16 protein-coding genes and 1 pseudogene are annotated in these 15343 nt (G+C 70.1%); 8 read left to right on the forward strand and 9 right to left on the reverse strand.

Annotation, left to right across the window (positions count from 1 at the left end; genetic code table 11):
• Window positions 1–7: 7 nt before the first annotated feature.
• The gene (locus tag LZP97_RS22100) at window positions 8–766 is read right to left on the reverse strand and encodes an SDR family oxidoreductase (protein ID WP_017681535.1); all 759 of its coding nucleotides are present in this window, start codon (window positions 764–766) and stop codon (window positions 8–10) included.
• A complete protein-coding gene (locus tag LZP97_RS22105) occupies window positions 763–1671 on the reverse strand; it encodes a slipin family protein (protein WP_017681534.1) in 909 nt (302 codons plus the stop codon). The genes LZP97_RS22100 and LZP97_RS22105 overlap by 4 nt, the downstream gene beginning before the upstream one ends.
• 191 nt (window positions 1672–1862) lie before the next feature.
• Between LZP97_RS22105 and LZP97_RS22110 the strand changes: the two genes are divergently transcribed.
• Window positions 1863–2237, forward strand: a complete 375-nt coding sequence (locus tag LZP97_RS22110; RefSeq protein ID WP_040271446.1) for a glutaredoxin domain-containing protein — start codon at window positions 1863–1865, stop codon at window positions 2235–2237.
• Window positions 2237–2869 carry a class I SAM-dependent methyltransferase gene (locus LZP97_RS22115; protein WP_048773837.1) on the forward strand — a complete coding sequence of 211 codons (633 nt, stop codon included), beginning with the start codon at window positions 2237–2239 and terminating at the stop codon, window positions 2867–2869. The genes LZP97_RS22110 and LZP97_RS22115 overlap by 1 nt, the downstream gene beginning before the upstream one ends.
• 220 nt (window positions 2870–3089) lie before the next feature.
• Here LZP97_RS22115 and LZP97_RS22120 read toward each other — a convergent pair whose 3' ends face one another.
• Complete coding sequence (locus tag LZP97_RS22120; protein WP_003939454.1) at window positions 3090–3392, reverse strand: metal-sensitive transcriptional regulator; 303 nt, start codon at window positions 3390–3392, stop codon at window positions 3090–3092.
• Window positions 3393–3520: 128 nt separating this feature from the next.
• Between LZP97_RS22120 and LZP97_RS22125 the strand changes: the two genes are divergently transcribed.
• Both LZP97_RS22125 and LZP97_RS22130 read left to right on the forward strand, forming a co-directional pair.
• Window positions 3521–4900 (forward strand): MBL fold metallo-hydrolase, encoded by a 1380-nt coding sequence (locus LZP97_RS22125; protein ID WP_040269667.1) that lies wholly within the window; start codon window positions 3521–3523, stop codon window positions 4898–4900.
• 178 nt (window positions 4901–5078) lie between these two features.
• Window positions 5079–5849 carry a thioesterase family protein gene (locus LZP97_RS22130; protein WP_040271449.1) on the forward strand — a complete coding sequence of 257 codons (771 nt, stop codon included), beginning with the start codon at window positions 5079–5081 and terminating at the stop codon, window positions 5847–5849.
• Window positions 5850–5886: 37 nt separating this feature from the next.
• Here the strand turns inward: LZP97_RS22130 and LZP97_RS22135 are convergent, their stop codons facing one another.
• Both LZP97_RS22135 and LZP97_RS22140 read right to left on the reverse strand, forming a co-directional pair.
• On the reverse strand, window positions 5887–8280 hold the full coding sequence (locus LZP97_RS22135; protein ID WP_372462635.1) for an ATP-binding cassette domain-containing protein: 2394 nt from the start codon (window positions 8278–8280) through the stop codon (window positions 5887–5889).
• A gap of 55 nt (window positions 8281–8335) precedes the next feature.
• Entirely contained in the window at window positions 8336–8785 is a 450-nt protein-coding gene (locus tag LZP97_RS22140; protein ID WP_017681142.1) for a helix-turn-helix transcriptional regulator, read from the reverse strand.
• Between the two features lie 180 nt (window positions 8786–8965).
• Between LZP97_RS22140 and LZP97_RS22145 the strand changes: the two genes are divergently transcribed.
• Window positions 8966–9376 carry a VOC family protein gene (locus LZP97_RS22145; protein ID WP_017681143.1) on the forward strand — a complete coding sequence of 137 codons (411 nt, stop codon included), beginning with the start codon at window positions 8966–8968 and terminating at the stop codon, window positions 9374–9376.
• A 259-nt stretch (window positions 9377–9635) separates the two neighbouring features.
• On the opposite strand, the gene LZP97_RS22150 is transcribed toward LZP97_RS22145, so the two are convergent.
• Entirely contained in the window at window positions 9636–10550 is a 915-nt protein-coding gene (locus tag LZP97_RS22150; protein WP_017681144.1) for a cation diffusion facilitator family transporter, read from the reverse strand.
• Between the two features lie 112 nt (window positions 10551–10662).
• A complete protein-coding gene (gene mihF / locus LZP97_RS22155; RefSeq protein WP_017681145.1) occupies window positions 10663–10980 on the reverse strand; it encodes an integration host factor, actinobacterial type in 318 nt (105 codons plus the stop codon).
• Window positions 10981–11171: 191 nt separating this feature from the next.
• Between mihF and LZP97_RS22160 the strand changes: the two are divergent.
• A pseudogene (locus LZP97_RS22160) lies at window positions 11172–11557 on the forward strand (TetR/AcrR family transcriptional regulator); the annotation flags it as partial.
• 76 nt (window positions 11558–11633) lie between these two features.
• Here the strand turns inward: LZP97_RS22160 and LZP97_RS22165 are convergent.
• A complete protein-coding gene (locus LZP97_RS22165; protein WP_017681148.1) occupies window positions 11634–11786 on the reverse strand; it encodes a hypothetical protein in 153 nt (50 codons plus the stop codon).
• 31 nt (window positions 11787–11817) lie between these two features.
• Window positions 11818–12597: an acetoin reductase gene (locus LZP97_RS22170; protein ID WP_048774109.1), complete on the reverse strand. Its 780-nt coding sequence runs from the start codon at window positions 12595–12597 to the stop codon at window positions 11818–11820.
• Window positions 12598–12732: 135 nt separating this feature from the next.
• On the opposite strand from LZP97_RS22170, the gene LZP97_RS22175 reads away from it, so the two are divergent.
• On the forward strand, window positions 12733–13404 hold the full coding sequence (locus LZP97_RS22175) for an IclR family transcriptional regulator (protein WP_040271453.1): 672 nt from the start codon (window positions 12733–12735) through the stop codon (window positions 13402–13404).
• A 325-nt stretch (window positions 13405–13729) separates the two neighbouring features.
• The gene (gene rox / locus LZP97_RS22180; RefSeq protein WP_010596219.1) at window positions 13730–15157 is read left to right on the forward strand and encodes a rifampin monooxygenase; all 1428 of its coding nucleotides are present in this window, start codon (window positions 13730–13732) and stop codon (window positions 15155–15157) included.
• The last annotated feature ends 186 nt before the right edge of the window (window positions 15158–15343 follow it).

Genomic DNA, 15343 nt, shown 5'->3' on the forward strand with positions numbered 1-15343 from the left:
TCCCGAGCTACTGCGCTGCAGGGACATCCGTCGTCCCGAGGTTCAGCACCGTGCCGGTGGTGGCGCCGCCGTCGACGAGGAATTCGGAGCCGGTCGAGTAGGTGGCCTCGGTGACGACGAACCGCACCATCCGGGCCACCTCCTCGGGACTGCCGAAACGGGGGATCGGCTGAGTGGCGGCGATGCCGCGGTCCATCCCCGCCGTCATGGGGGTGTCGATGGGTCCGGGGTGCACCGAGCACACCCGGACCCCGTCGGGGGCGAACTCGAGCGCGGCGGTCTTCGTCAGGCCGCGCAGGGCCCATTTGCCGGCCACGTACGCGCCGAGGCCGGCGTAGCCGATGAGTCCCGCCGTGGAGGAGACGTTGACGACGACTGCGCGCCCGCGACGCAGGGCCGGGCCGGCGACGTGCATTCCCAGCCAGGCTCCGACGAGGTTGACCTGCAGCACGTGTTCGAACTCCGCTCGGGTCTGGTCCTCGATGGTGCCGACGGACAGGATGCCGGCGTTGTTGATCAGCGCCCGCAGCGGGCCGATGGATTCGGCCACGGCGACCGCCTCCGACCATTGCGCTTCGTCGGTCACGTCGAGGTGCACGAATTTCGAGCCGTCGCCGAGTGTCGCGGCGTGGCGGGTGCCTTCGTCGTCGAGCACGTCGGCGACGACGACGCCGGCGCCTTCGCGGGCGAGGATCGTGGCGACGGCGGCGCCGATGCCGCGACTGCCGCCCGTGACAATGACCGATCCGCCGTCGAGTTCCGTCATGGCGCCAACCCCTCGTGCCTCTCGTGTGCCGATACCGTGGGTGCCGGGGTTCCGTTTCCGGTGAACTCGGGTCCCGGCGATTCCGTCTGTCGTGTGCGGCCCGCGAGGCCTCCCGGCGCGGCCGTGTCCGTGACAGCGGTGGTTTCGCGTTCGAGGAATGCCTTCAGTTCGGCGATGGCGCTCATCATCGGGGCCGGGAACACCACGGTGGTGTTCTTCTCCACCCCCAGTTCCACCAAGGTCTGCAGGTTGCGCAACTGCAGGGCGAGCGGGTGGGCCATCATCGTGTCGGACGCCTGCCCTAGGGCGGTCGCGGCGATCGACTCACCCTCGGCGGCGATGATCTTGGCCCGCTTCTCCCGTTCCGCCTCGGCCTGCCGCGCCATGGCCCGCTTCATACTGTCGGGCAACTGGATGTCCTTCAGTTCCACCAGCGTCACCTCGACACCCCATTCCAGAGTGGACACGTCGAGGAACTCACGGATGTTCGCGTTGATCACATTCGTTTCGGACAGTGCCTCGTCGAGCGTGTGCCGGCCGACGACCCTGCGCAGCGTGGTCTGGGCGATCTGATCGATAGCCGCCGCCACGTTCTCGATCGCGACGACGGATTTCACGGCGTCGATGACGCGAAAGTACGCCACAGCAGAGATGTCGACACTGACGTTGTCGCGGGTGATGATGCCTTGGGACTGGATCGGCATCGTCACGATCCGCAGGGACACCTTCGTCAACCGGTCGACGAGAGGGATGATCAGATGCAGTCCGGGTTCCCTGACGCCGATGAGCCGGCCGAACCGGAACAGCACGCCCTTCTCGTACTGGGTCACCACGTGCACTGCCTGCGACAGGACGAACAGCGCCACCACCAGGAGCACACCGGTCAGAACGACCCACGTGGCCACGGCTTCTCCTTCCGCATCGCCTCGCGGCTGTGGTTCCACGGTCCACCCCTCGGGCGTCGCCGGAAAGGGTCGAAGGTCACCGTGCCGGGGAACGGCGCCGGCCGCGCGGCGCAGCGCCGGGCGGGCCGGTACAGTGAGGTCGTATACCCCTCTGGGTATATGGACGAGACGTAGGCGGAAGGAGAAACCGGATGACATTGCCCGACTTCGTCGACGGAGTCGAGGTGTTGTGGCGGCCCGGGTGTCCGTTCTGCTCGCGCCTGCGCCGGGGCCTGCACAGGCGCGGCATCGAGGTCGTCGAGACCGACATCTGGCAGGACCGGGCCGCCGCCGCGCGGATCCGGGCAGTGACCGGCGGCGACGAGATCGTGCCGACGGTCTTCGTCGGACCGGTCGCGCTCGTCAATCCCTCTGTGCGAGAAGTTGAATCGGCGATCGAGCGGCATCTCCCCGGCCGGGTGGGCGAGCTGATCGGGCCTCGGCCGCGGACGGTGTGGTCCCGACTCGCCGATACGGTCCGCGGCCGGCCGGCCGCAGACCCCTCCCGACGATCGAAGGAGTCGTAGTGCCCGAACATCTACAGGACGAAGAACTCTGGGACGAGCGCTACCGTTCCCGTCCCGCGCTGTGGAGCGGTGAGCCCAATCGTCACCTCGTGGGGGAGGTGGCCGACCTCTCGTCCGGATTCGCCCTCGACGTCGGGTGCGGCGAAGGCGCGGACGCCATCTGGCTCGCGCAGCGCGGCTGGCGAGTCGACGGTGTGGACGTCTCCGGCGTCGCCCTGCAACGCGCCGCCGAGCACGCGGACCGGGCCGGCGCCGAGGTCGCCGGCCGCATCTCGTGGCTGCACGAGAACCTGACCGCCTGGGACCCGGGCCGAGGGCGATACGACCTGGTCTCCGCGCAGTACATGCACCTGCCCTCGCCGGAACGTGACGTCCTCTTCCGGCGGCTGGGGGAGGCGGTCGCCCCCGGCGGCACCCTCCTGATCGTCGGGCATCACCCCTCCGATTTGCAGACCACCGTGCCGCGTCCGCCGCGACCCGAGTTGTTCTTCACGGGGGCGGACGTCGTGGCGCTGCTCGATCCCGACGGCTGGGACGTCGTCACCGATGCCGCCGTCGCGCGGGAGGTCACCGACCCGGACGGACGCGTCGTCACCGTGCACGACACGGTGGTCGGGGCCCGGCGGCGCTGATCGCGTCGCGAGCATCGTCACCGGGGGGAGCTCTCAGAGTCGCTGGGCGGGTAGCCCTCAGAGTCGCTGGGCGGGTAGCCCTCAGAGTCGCTGGGCGGTAGCCCTCAGGGTCACTGGGCGGTAGCCCTCAGGGTCACTGGGCGGTAGCCCTCAGGGTCACTGGGCGGTAGCCCTCAGGGTCACCGGGCGGGTAGCCCTCAGAGTCACCGGGCGGTAGCCCTCAGGCCAGTGCGAGGAAGAGGCGCTCGAGCTGTTCCTCGGTGAGCCGGTCGGGGCACGTGTCGTCCTCCTCGTCGAGCATGCACCGACGAAGCTGTGCGGCAACGATCTTGAAGCCGGCGCGGTCGAGCGCCCGGGAGACGGCGGCGAGCTGGGTCACCACGTCCCGGCACTCGCGGCCGGACTCGAGCATGGCGATGACGCCCGCGAGCTGCCCCTGGGCGCGGCGCAGCCGATGCAGCACCTGGGTATCGGCTTCGGGGGTGACGGCGGTCCGGGCGACGGGGGCGGCAGGAGTGTTCATGGTTGTGCTTCCGGTCGGGGGGAGCGGGGTTCGCTTGGATACCCCATGGGGTACTTGACATACCCTAGGGGGTATGTGGCAGGGTTGTCCACATCGAGGACGAAATCGACTCATACGGAGGAACCACGATGATTCTCGAGCAGTACTACATCGAGTGCCTGTCGCACGCGTCGTACCTGATCGGTGACGAGGGCACCGGCCGGGCGATCGTGGTCGATCCGCGCCGGGACGTCACCGAGTACCTCGACGACGCGCGCAGGCACGGGCTGAGCATCGAGGGTGTGATCAACACCCATTTCCACGCCGACTTCGTCTCCGGGCACCTCGAGCTGCTCGAGGCGACCGGGGCGTGGATCGGGTTCGGCGAGGCCGCCGAGGCGGACTACCCGATCCGCCGGCTGCGCGACGGCGAGCACCTCTCGCTCGGGGAGGTGGACCTCGAGATCCTGTCCACCCCGGGGCACACCTGGGAGTCGATCTCGGTGCTGGTGCGCGAGCATCCGGGCGCGACGCCGACGGCGGTGCTGACCGGGGATTCGCTGTTCATCGGGGACGTGGGCCGGCCGGATCTGGTGAACCTGGGGGATTCGTCGACCGAGGACCTGGCCCGGGCGATGTACCACACGGTGCACGAGAAGCTGCTGACCCTGCCCGATCAGGTCACCGTGATGCCCGCGCACGGCGCCGGCTCGTCGTGCGGGAAGAACCTGTCGGCGGAGCTGACCTCGACGATCGGGGAGCAGCGGGTGAGCAACCCGTCGGTGCAGCCGATGAGCGAGGAGGCGTTCGTCGCGCTGGTCACCGAGGGCCAGCCCGCGGCGCCGTCGTACTTCTCGGTCGATGCCGGGTTGAACAAGAGCCTGCATCCGCTGCTCGATCAGGGCCGGGCCATCCCGGCGCTGAGCCCGGAGCGGGTGCGCGCGGAGCTGGCCGCCGGGACCCGGGTGCTCGATGCGCGCAGCGTGGACGAGTTCGCGGCGGGGCATCTGCGCGGGTCGGTCAACGTCGGGTTCGACGGGCGGTTCGCCGAGACCGGCGGCATGGTCGCCGAGGTGGGGGAGCCGATCGTGTTGATCACCTATCCGGGGGAGGAGCAGGACGCGGCGGTGCGGCTGGCCCGGATCGGGTCGGACAACGCGCTGGGGTACCTGACGGTCGATCACGACGGGGTGTTCCCGGCGGAGCTGGCGGAGCTGGTGCAGAGCGCGCCGCGCACCACGGTCGCCGAGCTCGACGAGATGCTCGCCGCGGAGGCGGTGGCGTTGGTCGACATCCGCAATCCGGGGGAGCGGGAGTTCGGGACGATTCCGGGGGCGGTGCCGATTCCGTTGGCGCAGCTGCGGGCGCGGCTCGAGCAGGTGCCCACCGGCAAGCCGATCGTGGTGCACTGTGCCGGCGGGTGGCGGTCGAGTGTGGCCGCGTCGCTGCTGCGGGCGCAGGGCTTCGAGAACGTGTCGGACCTGCTCGGCGGGTACAACGCCTGGGCCGAGGCCCACGTCCCCGCCTGACCGCGGTACCTCCGCAATTCACGGCAGCCCGCCCCCTGGTCGACCAGGGGGCGGGCTGCCGTCGTCCTATCAGGCACCGTCCTATCAGGCACCGTCCTGCTCGGCACCGTCCGGTCCGCGGAGGAGCGTGCCCGCCTGGGATCATGCCTGGACGAGTCCCCGACCTCTGGAGCAGCAGATGGCCTACTTCGAACGGATCGGTCCGGCCGCGTTCCGGCCGACCCACCACGTCGGCGGCGCCTGGAACCCGCAGGAGCAGCACATCGCGCCCGCGCTGGGGCTGCTGGTCCACGCCGTCGAATGCGACCGGGATGCCCGCCGCGACGACGGACTGGTCGTCGCCCGCCTGTCCTACGACATCCTCGGCACCGTCCCGGTCGACACGGTCGAGACCACCGTGACGGTCCTGCGTCCCGGGCGCACCATCGAGCTCGTCGAGGCCGTCCTCACGCACGACGGTCGCGCCGCGGTCCGGCTGCGGGCCTGGCTGATGCAACCTCGTCCCACCCCCGCGCTGGAGGCGACGTCGCTGCCGCGGATCGACCCGCCCGAGGCCATGGAGCCGTGGGACGCCTCGACGGTGTGGCCGGGCGGGTTCATCGCCTCCACCGAGGTCCGTCGCGCCCAGCTCGAGCCGGGCCGGGCGGCGTACTGGGTGCGCACGCCGCTCCCCCTGGTGCTCGACGAGAAGGTCAGCGCGCCGGCCGGTGCCGCCGGTCTGTTCGACATCGCCAACGGCATGACCGTGCGGGTGTCCCCGGAAGACGTCGCCTTCCCCAACGTCGACCTCACCGCCCACCTGTTCACCGAACCCCGCGGTGACTGGCTCGGCTTCGACACCACCGTCTCGTTCGGTCCCGACGGTCTCGGCCTGACGAGCAGCGTCCTCCACGACACCCGCGGTCCCGTGGGCACCGTGTCCCAGATCCTCACCGTCCGTCCCAACTGACCGTCGTGCCGGCGGGGCGCACGCGCGACGGACACGGTCAGGCGCCGACGTAGGCCGCGAGGTGCTCGCCGGTGAGGGTGGACCGCGCGGCGACGAGGTCGGCGGGGGTGCCCTCGAAGACGATCCGGCCACCGTCGTGGCCGGCGCCGGGACCGAGGTCGATGATCCAGTCGGCGTGCGCCATGACCGCCTGGTGGTGCTCGATGACGATGACGGACTTGCCGGCGTCGACCAATCCGTCGAGCAGCCCGAGCAGCTGCTCGACGTCGGCGAGGTGCAGACCGGTCGTCGGTTCGTCGAGGACGTAGACGCCGCCCTTCTCGGCCATCCGGGTCGCCAGCTTGAGCCGCTGGCGTTCACCGCCGGACAGCGTGCTCAGCGGCTGGCCGAGGCTGAGGTAGCCGAGCCCCACGTCGGCGAGTCGCTGCAGGATCTTGTGCGCCGCCGGGATCCGTGTCTCGCCCGCGCCGAAGAACCCCTCGGCCTCGGCCACCGGCATCGCGAGCACGTCCGCGATGCTGCGCCCGCCGAACGTGAACTCCAGCACCGCGGCCTGGAACCGCTTTCCCTCGCATTCCTCGCAGGTGGATTCGACGGTGGCCATCACTCCCAGGTCGGTGTAGATGACCCCGGCGCCGTTGCACGTCGGGCACGCGCCCTCGGAGTTGGCGCTGAACAACGCCGGCTTCACGCCGTTGGCCTTCGCGAACGCCTTCCGGATCGGATCGAGCAGCCCGGTGTACGTCGCCGGATTGCTCCGCCGCGAACCCCTGATGGCCCCTTGGTCGACCGTGACCACGCCCTCGCGCCCGGCCACCGACCCGTCGATCAGCGAGCTCTTCCCGGAGCCCGCCACGCCGGTGAGGACGACCAGCACGCCGAGGGGGATGTCCACGTCGACGTTCTGCAGGTTGTGCGTGTCGGCGCCGCGCACCTCGAGCACACCCGACGGGGTCCGCACAGCGGGCTTCACCGATGCGCGGTCGTCCAGGTGCCGCCCGGTGAGCGTGCCACTGGTGCGCAGTCCCTCGACGGTGCCCTCGAACACCACCTCGCCACCGTCGGTGCCGGCGCCCGGTCCGAGGTCGACGACGTGGTCGGCGATCGCGATCGCCTCCGGCTTGTGCTCGACGACGAGCACGGTGTTGCCCTTGTCGCGCAGCTGCAGCAACAGGTCGTTCATCCGGGCGATGTCGTGCGGGTGCAGTCCGATGGTGGGCTCGTCGAAGACGTACGTGACGTCGGTGAGGGAGGAACCGAGATGTCGGATCATCTTGGTGCGCTGGGCTTCTCCGCCGGACAACGTGCCCGCCGGCCGGTCGAGGGAGAGGTAGCCCAACCCGATCTCCGCGAACGCGTCGAGAAGGTGCTGCAGCCCGGTCAGCAGCGGAGCCACCGACGGTTCGTCCAGGCTGCGGACCCAGTCGGCCAGGTCACTGATCTGCATGGCGCAGACATCGGCGATGTTCCTGCCGTCGATCTTCGAGGACAGGGCCTCCTCGGCGAGCCGGGTACCGCCGCAGGCGGGGCAGGTGGAGAAGGTCACGGCCCGTTCCACGAACGCCCGGATGTGCGGCTGGAGGGCATCGACGTCCTTGGACAGCATCGACTTCTGGATCTTCGGGATCAGCCCCTCGTACGTCAGGTTGATCCCGTCGACCTTGATCTTGGTCGGTTCCCTGTGGAGCAGGTCGTGCAGTTCCCGCTTGGTGTACTTGCGGATCGGCTTGCCCGGGTCGAAGAATCCGCAGCCCCGGTAGATCCGGCCGTACCAGCCGTCCATGCTGTACCCGGGAATCGTGAGTGCACCCTCGTCGAGCGAGAGGTTCTCGTCGTACAACGCGGACAGGTCGAAGTCGGTGACCGAGCCCATCCCCTCGCAGCGCGGGCACATGCCGCCGAGCCGGTGGAAGGTCGCCTTCTCGGTCTTCGTCTTGCCGGCGCCGCGCTCGACCGTGATCGCACCGCTGGCTTTCACCGAGGGGACGTTGAACGAGTACGCGTTGGGGGAACCGACGTGCGGTTGCCCCAACCGGCTGAAGAGGATGCGCAGCATCGCGTGCGCGTCGGTGGCGGTGCCGACGGTGGAGCGGGGATTGGAACCCATCCGCTCCTGGTCGACGATGATCGCCGTCGTCAGTCCTTCGAGCAGGTCGACGTCGGGACGCGCCAGGGTCGGCATGAAGCCCTGCACGAAGGCGCTGTAGGTCTCGTTGATCAGCCGTTGCGACTCCGCGGCGATCGTGCCGAACACCAGCGAGCTCTTGCCCGAGCCGGAGACGCCGGTGAACACCGTCAACCGGCGCTTCGGGATCTCGACGCTGACGTCGTGGAGGTTGTTCACCCGCGCACCGTGGACGCGAATCAGGTCGTGGCTGTCGGCAACGTGCGGCGCGTGCGACCGCGTGTCCGTCTTCGTGGCCATGCTCATCGGGTCTCCATCTGCCGGGAGGGGAAAGCTCGGGTCAACGGTGACGTCATGGCGGTCAGGCTAGTTGCGGCTCCGCGGCTCCCGCTTCTCGATTCCTGATCGGTCTGGTCACCGTCTTCGCGACACACGACGGCATCCCCGCCGCCGCGTGCGCCGCCTGACGCCGGTAGATGCTGGGTGGCACACCGACCAGCTCGGTGAAGCGGGTGCTGAAGGTGCCCAGCGACGAGCAGCCCACCGCGAAGCACACCTCGGTGACACTCAGATCGCCGCGACGCAGCAGTGCCATCGCGCGTTCGATGCGCCGCGTCATCAGGTACGCGTACGGCGACTCCCCGTACGCCGCCCGGAATTGCCGGCTGAGATGCCCCGCCGACATGTGCACCCCGCGGGCGAGCGCCTCGACGTCCAGCGGCTGGGCGTACTCCCGGTCGATGCGGTCGCGGACGCGGCGCAGCCGCGCGAGATCGCGCAGGCGCTGCGCGTCAGCAGGTCCCCCGGTCACGTACGCGATCGTGCCACGTGGCAACGGAGTTGCCCAGCGCTTCCGGCGTGCCACGCGTGGACGGCGAGTTCGTCGACGAAGCGGTATCGGCCGCGCGACGGCGAGGAACGGACTCGCGCTCGGCGGATCGATCAGGAATCGAGAAGCGCGGGACACGGAGACGCTCCTAACCTGCTCGTCATGGACATCACCATTCACACGAGCTTCCTGCCGCACGACGACCCGGACGCCTCCCTCGCCTTCTATCGCGACGTCCTCGGCTTCGAGGTCCGCAATGACGTCGGGCAGGGCAAGATGCGCTGGATCACGGTGGGCCCCGCCGGTCAGCCCGACACGTCCATCCTCCTGGCGCCGCCGGCCGTCGACCCGGGCATCACCGACGACGAGCGCCGCACCATCGCCGAGATGATGGCCAAGGGCACCTACGGCTGGATCCTGCTGGCCACCCGGGATCTCGACGCCACGTTCGAGAAGGTGCAGGCCGGCGACACCGAGGTCGTCCAGGAGCCGACCGAGCAGCCGTACGGCATCCGCGACTGTGCCTTCCGCGACCCGGCGGGCAATCTGGTGCGGATCCAGGAGCTTCGCTGAGCCCTACGTCGGACACTGCCGCCGGCGGACGGCACACCGTCGACCGTTCCTCGCTGCCACCGGTGCCGCGGTGCACTCCCGGTGTCGCCGCGGCGCCGGCACGGTACTGACCTGCGTCACTTCTGGGTTGTGACGAGACATTCCGGACGGCAGTGGAATTCGGAACTCCGGCTCGGATGGGCTCGCGGGGTGTCCCGCGAGCACGGAGAATGCGGGAGCGTAAGACGACGGCAGCGGTCGCTGCACCTCCTACCCTGGGTCAGGCACTGCCCGGGCCGGCGGTTGCCGGTTCCACGTGGATGAAGGTCTCGGTGTGCGGCAGCACCGCGTCGATCGCCGCCTCGATGCGGTCGGCCATGTCGTGAGCGGTCCGCACGGTCCAGTCCCCGGGCACGGTCACGACGACGAACACCTGACGTTGCCGCCCGGATTCGACGGTACGCAGCGGCGCGAACTCGACCGGGCACTCGGCGCGGAACCGGTCCAGCACGGCATTGACCTGGTCCTGCTCGTGCTGGGGGAGGGCGGCGCTGAGGAGGCCGCTGACCGAGCCGCGCAGCAGCCGGTACCCGGTCCACAGGATGTTGACGCCCACGGCGAGCGCCACGATCGGGTCCAGGGGCTCCCAGCCGGTGACGGCGACCAGCGCGATGCCGACGATCACCCCGGCGGAGGTCCACACGTCGGTCAGCAGATGCTTGCCGTCCGCGACGAGTGTGATCGAGCGGTGCGTGCGTCCCACGCGCAGCAGGGTGAGGCCGACGCCGAGGTTGATCACCGAGGCGACGGTCGACAGTGCCAGTCCGAGCCCGGGCTGGACGAGCGGAACCGGGCTGATCAGGCGTTCGATCGCGGTCCAGATGATGGCGGTGGCGGCGACGAAGATCATCGCGCCCTCGACCAGGGCGGAGACGTACTCGGCCTTGCCGTGGCCGAAGTGGTGGCTCGCGTCCGGGGGGCGGGCCGCCACCCGCAGCGCGATCAGCGCCACCACCGCGGCGACGAGGTTGACACCCGATTCGAGGGCATCGGAGAGGAAGCCGACCGAGCCGGTCGACCACGCGGCGCTCGCCTTGAGGACGATGGTGACCACCGCGGCGGCCAGCGAGAGCAGCATGAAACGGAACAGCAGGCGGTCCTGCTGCTGTCGCGACTCGGGCACCGACGTCGTCATCCGACTCCTCCCGCTCGATCGGTCTCCTTGTCTGTGGAGCGCGCGGTGGGCGCAGGACGCGCCCGGGCAGGTGTTCCCGGGGCGCGGGAACACCTGCGTCGGGTCCGGTGTGTCAGGCGGCCGTCGTGGCGTCGAGCAGCGCCTGACGCTGGTTGGCGCCGAGGCCTCCGATGCGGCGGGTGTCCGGGATCGACAGCTGCTCGAGGAGCTTGGCGGCCTTGACCGCGCCGACGCCGGGCAGCGCCTTGATCAGGGCGGAGACCTTCGTCTTCTTCACGACCTCGTCGGTCTCGGCCTTCTCGAGCACGGCCGGGACGTCGATCTCTCCGGCCTTGACGGCGGCGAGCAGTTCGCTGCGGGCCTTGCGCACTTCGGCCGCCTTGGCGAGTGCGGCGGTGCGCTGTTCGTCGGTGAGAACGGGTGCTGGCATGACGGCCCCCTGTGTTGTCCGATGGTGAGCGGCCCCGGGCGAGGCTGCCGCGGCTGATGCTGCCAGGTCGGACCGACATTCGTCGGTTCGGCACGCGGAGACGGCGGTTCGTGGCGCGGATCTGCCCGATTCCGGCACACGCCCTGCGACTACGCTGTCAGTGGTTCACGACCGGCGGGACGGAGCAGACGATGAGCGCGGCGAAGGCGACTTCGGTCGGGACCGGCAACGGTCGGCAGGCGATCCTCGACTCCGCGCTGCGGAACATGACCGAGCGCGGGTACCACGGCACCTCGATGCGCGACATCGCCCGCGACGCCGACATCACCGTCGCCTCGATCTACCACCACTTCAAGTCCGAGCAGGAGATTCTGCAGGACATCATGACCCGGGCGCTGCACGATGCGATCGCCATGACCCGGGGGCGCTGCTGCGGCCGGGTGGTTCGCCGGACGCGCAGTTGCAGGCGCTGGTGCGCGCGTGGGTCATGTTCCACACCGCCCGGCAACTCGATGCGCTGGTCGGTGCGACGGAGCTGCGCAGCCTGAACGAGGCCGGTCGCCGGCTCGCCGTCGCCGACCTCGATCCCGGCGCCCCGGCCGGCCACCTCCGCGGTCGCCTCGCCGAGTACAGGCCCCCGCACCGGATCGTGGTCAGTGGCGACATGCCCCGGACACCGGCCGGCACGCTGGTTCCGCGAGTTGCTCGGAGAGCTCGAACAGCTCGGCGCAGAGCTTCGGCGCCATCATGTGGTCGAGGAGCACCAGCAGGGGCACCGCGAGTGCCCGTACCGTTCTGGTCAACATGGGAATGTCCTTCCGGTGCCGCGGGTTCGGGTCACCGATAGACCAGGCCGCCGTCGATCAACCCGGACTGCCCGGTCATGTAGTCGGAGTCCGGGCCCGCCAGGTAGGAGACGTAGGCCGCGACGTCCTCCGGTGTCTGCGCCCGGCCGAGCGCGATGCCGCCGACGAACTTCTCGAACGTCGCCCCCTTCGGCGCCCCGGTCAGCGCCGAGAAGCGTTCGTCGATGGTGACCCACATGTCGGTGCCGACGACGCCGGGGCAGTAGGCGTTGACGGTGATCCCGTCGGAGGCGTACTCCTTGGCCGCCGCCTGCGTGAGCGCCCGGACGGCGAACTTGGTCGCGGAGTACACCCCGAGCATCGCGAAGCCCTCGTGACCGGCGATCGAGGACGCGTTGACGATCTTGCCGCCGTGCCCGCGCTCGCGGAACTTGGCGGCGGCGACCTGGATGCCCCACAGCACGCCTTCGACGTTGACCGCCATGATCCGCGACACCTCCTCGGGCGTCACGTCGGCGATCGGGTTGACCTGGGCGATGCCGGCGTTGTTGACGATGATGTCGAACCCGCCCAGTTCGGCCTCCGTCCGGTCGACGGCGGCCCGGATCTGCTCGCGGTCGGTCACATCGGCAACGACGGAGACCGCCTTCGAGCCGGCCGCCCGCACCTCGTCCTCGACCGCGGCGAGCTTGCCGCCGTCGACATCGAGCAGTGCGACGGCCGCACCGTCGGATGCCAGTCGCAGCGCAATCGCCCGTCCGATGCCCTGTCCGGCCCCGGTGACCAGCGCGACCTTGCCTTCGATGCTCATGCCGACTCCCGTTCGTAGTGATCTGTGTCACTCGAAGGCAATCAGTGCGGCACGCGGCGCTCAAGCGTTGCAATGCGCTGCATCGGGCGCGATGCCCGCGCCGGTAGGGTCGGATCCGGACGGACGGAGGAAGCCATGAGTACGCTGCAGACGCTCGATCGTGGTCTGCGCGCGCTCGACCTCATCTCCCGGTCACCCGCCGGAATCACGGTCGCGGACCTCGCCAAAGAGCTCGAGATCGCGCGGGCGATCTGCTACCGGATCGTCGCCACGCTCGAAACCCACTCGCTCGTCGTGCGGGCCGACGACGGCCGGATCCGGCTCGGCGCCGGTGCCGCCGTCCTTTCGTCGCGGTTCGTGCCGCAGTTCCAGCACGCGGCCGGCCCGGTGCTGCACGACCTGGCCGAGCGCACGCAGGCGACGGCCTTCGTCTCCGCCGCGCACGGGAACGAGTGCATCGTCATCCTCGTCGCGGAGCCGGAGGGAGCGCTCCTGCACGTGGGCTACCGGGTGGGCAACCGGCACCCGCTCGACCGCGGTGCGGCCGGGATCGCGATCCTCGCGCTGCGGCCCGAGGACGCCCGCGACCCCGACGCGGTGAAGCAGGCCCGGGAGCTCGGCTACAGCGTCACCCGTGGGCAGCTCGAACGCGGCGCCGTGGGTGTCGCTGCCGGGGTGCGCGCGCCCCGGGGGGCCGGTCTCGAATGCAGCGTCGGGGTGGTGGCCATCGCCGGTCTCGACGTCGACGCCGCGGCGCTCGCCGTCCAGGACGCGGCAGCGCGCCTGAGCGTTCTGCTCACCGACTGATACCCCCGCTGCCGGGCACGAGTCCGGGAATCGACGGTACTCCGGTGCACATCGAACGCGGGGCGGGAGAAAGAACGGCCGGGATGCCTTCGACTCCCTGCCCCTTTCAACGTATATCGCGCACGGGGCCTTGCCGCAAGGCCCCCGTCGTGCTGCAGAATCGCCAGTCGAAGCCGGGACCTGCGGAAAGTGGGGATTCGCAGGTGGGATCGGCCGGCGGACGAGATCCCCGAGGGGAGTCGCGCCGCCGGGTGGGGGTCTGCGGGCGTGGGGCGCCGGTCCGTGTGGAGGGGTGGCCGAAATTCAACCAGTGAACGGGGTTTTCATGATCGATGTGATCGTCGTCGGCGGTGGGCCGACCGGCTTGATGCTGGCCACCGAGTTGCGGCTGCACGGCGTGCGCACGCTCGTGCTGGAGAAGCTGGACGCACCGAGCGGGCAGTCCCGCGGGCAGGGGCTGCACGCGCGCAGCGTCGAGATGATGGATCAGCGCGGCCTGCTGGATCGGTTCCTCGCCGTCAGCGAGAAGTTCCGGGTCGGCGGGCTTTTCGGCGGAATCGTCAAGCCGTGGCCGGACCGGCTGGACACGGCGCACCCGTACGGCCTCGCCACTCCGCAACCGGTCACCGAGCGGTTGCTCGACGAGCGTGCCCTCGAACTCGGTGCCGAGATCCGGCGCGGCTGCGAGGTGGTCGGACTGAGCCAGGACGATCACGGGGTGACGGTCGAAACGGCCGACGGCGCTCGGCTGCGCTCGCGGTATCTCGTCGGTTGCGACGGCGGCCGCAGCACGGTGCGCAAGTTGCTCGGCGTCAGCTTTCCGGGCGAGCCCAGCAGGGTCGAGACGCTGCTGGGGGAAATGCGGATGACCGAGGACCCGGCGACGGTGGCCGCCGTCGTCACGGAAGTCCGCAAGACCCAGCTGCGGTTCGGTGCGGTACCGCTCGGGGACGGGATGTACCGCGTCGTCGTGCCCGCCGACGGGGTGAGCGAGGACCGCGCGGCCGCACCGACCCTCGGGGAGTTCACGCAGCAGCTGCGGTCGATCGCCGGCACCGACTTCGGCGCACACTCGCCGCGCTGGCTCTCCCGCTTCGGTGACGCCACCCGGCAGGCCGAGCGCTACCGGGTCGGGCGGGTGCTGCTGGCCGGCGACGCCGCGCACATCCATCCGCCGACCGGGGGGCAAGGACTCAACCTGGGCATCCAGGATGCGTTCAACCTGGGCTGGAAACTGGCTGCGGCGGTCGACGGCTGGGCGCCGGAGGGGCTGCTGGACAGCTACCACGCCGAGCGCCACCCGGTGGGCGCCCGCGTGCTGGCGAACACCCGCGCGCAGATCGCGCTGATGGGAACCGATCCGGGCGCGACCGCGCTGCGGGAACTGTTCTCCGAGCTGATGGATTTGGCGGAGGTGAACCGGCACATCACCGAGATGATCACCGCCGTCGGGGTCCGCTACGACTTCGGCGACGGGCACGAGCTGCTCGGCCGGCGGATGCGGGACGTGGCGCTGAAGCGAGGCCGTCTCTACGAACTGATGCACGGCGGACGTGGGTTGCTGCTCGATCGGACCGGCCGGTTGTCGGTGGCGGGCTGGGCGGATCGGGTCGACCACGTCGTCGACGTCAGCGAGGAACCGAACGTGCCCGCGGCGCTGCTGCGGCCGGACGGCCACGTGGCATGGGTCGGTGACGACCAGCAGGATCTGCTCGGGCGGCTGTCCGAGTGGTTCGGTGCCGCCGCCGGCTGAGGGCGCGATCGTGGCTGTTTCCGGCCGAGCGGGTATTTCTCGGGACGTCCGGTTTGCCGGGTTCCGGTGTCGGGCACAGGTTGCCGGGCGCGGGGGAGAGACGTGTTCCCTCTAGTGGAGTCCGCCGGATGTGACCGCCGCTGCGGCTTGACCTCCTCTGTGACGCCCCTTACTCTGCTCCTTGTC

This window comes from Rhodococcus sp. DMF-1, assembly GCF_021441945.1.
In the GTDB taxonomy this organism is placed as follows: Bacteria; Actinomycetota; Actinomycetes; order Mycobacteriales; family Mycobacteriaceae; genus Rhodococcus; species Rhodococcus ruber.